Genomic DNA, 1,886 nt, shown 5'->3' on the forward strand with positions numbered 1-1,886 from the left:
GGGCCGCTGCGCGTCGGCGGCGAGCGCACGCTCGCGACGAAGCCGTTGCCGTCGCGGCGGCCGCTGACCGCGATCGTCGATGCATTCAGGGTCAGCACGCGCTCGCCGTCGCCGAAGCGCGAGGCCAGCGCCGCGCCGAGCGCGATGGTGGCGTGGCCGCAGAACGGCACTTCGGTCTGCGGCGAGAAATAGCGCACGCGCCAACCCTGCTCGTGCGGCGCGGCGAACGCGGTTTCGGAAAAACCGACCTCGGCGGCGATGCGCTGCATCGCCTCCGCCTCGGGCAGGGCATCGCCGAGCCAGACCCCGGCCGGATTGCCGCCTTCCCCGCCATCGGCGAACGCCGCCAGACGCAGCAGTTGCATGGTCATCTCCCGAAATTGATCGAAGCCGGCACGATCCGTTGCCGCGAACGCGAGTACAAGCGGAACCATCGACGATCCCGCACGACACGCGCAGCACTGCAACAGCGGGCGCTGCCGCCGAACTCACCGCGCCGCGCAGTGTCCGACGTCGGCGCGGTGCGACCTCGCCAGCCGTCTGCGCGCTTGGCATCATCGGCAGGATCGAAGGCCGGAATCTTCGCATGAGCACACCCCAAGGCCGCAGCGTCTGGCTGCTCGCGCTCTGCTTCGCCGCCGGCATTGCCGGCGGCCATGCGCTCGCGCGCTGGACGGCCGCGACCGGCACGGCCGCAACGGTCGCCGAACCGAAGGCCGCGGCGACGATCGAACCCGAGGTCGAATCCGCGGGAGCCGCGGCGGCGCCGGCGACCAGCGCCACCACGAAGCCGGCGTCGGTCGCATTGCCGCTGCCGCCGCGCGAGCAACCGATAACCGATTACTACGAAACGCTCGCCGGCCGCGCGGCCGCCGGCGATGCCGCCGCGGCGCGCCGGCTCGCCGACGATCTCTACGAATGTTCGACGCGCGAGCGCCAGCTCGACATGGCCGAGCGCCTGCTCGATCGCGGCAGCCGCCGTCCGCGACGCGAGCCGCCGCCGGGCGTGCCGCCGCTGTCCGACGCCGACATGGCCGACCGTCAGCTGCAGGCCGCCGAGCGCTTCGTCGCGAACGCCGTCGAGGCCGAAAAACGTTGCAACGGCGTCGACACCGCACGGATGGCCGAAACCGCCGAATGGATACGCAAGGCCGCGATCGCCGGCGACGCCGAGGCCAAGCTCTGCTACGCGATCGCACCGAACGAATGGAACCGCGACGTGCTGTCGCCGCAGTGGGTGGACTGGACCGAGCGCTGGAACGGCGAGGCGACCGGCTTCGTGCGCGAGGCATTCGAAGCCGGGCTGCCCGAGGCCGCCGCGGTGCTGTCGAACATGTACACAGCCTGGCAGCCGCGCGACGCGCGCCCATGGAGCGGCCGCCTCGGCGACGATCCGTACTGGGCCTACGCCTACGGCCTCGTCGCTCAGCAGACCTTGTCGCCGGCCCTGGGCACGCGCTGGTCGGAAATCCTGCGCAGCCAGGCCGCGCGGCTCGATGCCGGCCAGATCGCGCAGGCCCAGGCCTGGGCGGCGGCCGCTCGCAGCCGCATACACTTCCAGGCGCCGGCCAGCGGACCTGCACCCGACAACTCGCTTTGCGGCAACGTGCGCCGCGCCGGAGCCCGCTGATGCGCCGCTGGTCCGCCCCGATCGCCGCCCTCATCGCCGCCGTGCTCGGCCTCGCCTGCGGCTACGGCTACACGCGCTATCGCGGGGACGCGCCCGTGCGGAACGGAACGACGCCCGGCGTCGCGACGACGACCGGCGAAAGCGCCGTCGCACGCACGACCGCGGCGCAGCGCACGCCGCGGCGCAGCGTCGACAGCGCCGCCTCGACGCATCCGCTGCGCGCGCGCGCGGCCGGGCTGCCGCCACCCGCACGACC

Annotated in this window: 3 protein-coding genes; 2 read left to right on the plus strand and 1 reads right to left on the minus strand. The window is 73.3% G+C overall.

All coding sequences use genetic code 11. The annotated features are described in order from the left end of the window. A partial coding sequence (locus tag NON22_RS23640; protein ID WP_257389437.1) for a PhzF family phenazine biosynthesis protein occupies nucleotides 1-365 on the minus strand: 365 nt, incomplete at its 3' end. 221 nt (nucleotides 366-586) lie between these two features. Between NON22_RS23640 and NON22_RS23645 the strand changes: the two genes are divergently transcribed. Then, nucleotides 587-1,630, plus strand: coding sequence for a hypothetical protein (locus NON22_RS23645; RefSeq protein ID WP_257389438.1), 1,044 nt, complete (start codon nucleotides 587-589; stop codon nucleotides 1,628-1,630). Beyond that, nucleotides 1,630-1,886, plus strand: a 257-nt coding sequence (locus NON22_RS23650; RefSeq protein ID WP_257389439.1) for a hypothetical protein, incomplete at its 3' end; no start/stop codon positions are given. The genes NON22_RS23645 and NON22_RS23650, both read left to right, overlap by 1 nt.

Source organism: Tahibacter caeni, from assembly GCF_024609805.1.
GTDB lineage: Bacteria > Pseudomonadota > Gammaproteobacteria > Xanthomonadales > Rhodanobacteraceae > Tahibacter > Tahibacter caeni.

Bases quoted from the DNA above. Each gene is read 5' to 3' on its own strand.
- NON22_RS23645 (WP_257389438.1), top strand. From the start codon at position 587: ATGAGCACACCCCAAGGCCGCAGCGTCTGGCTGCTCGCGCTCTGCTTC.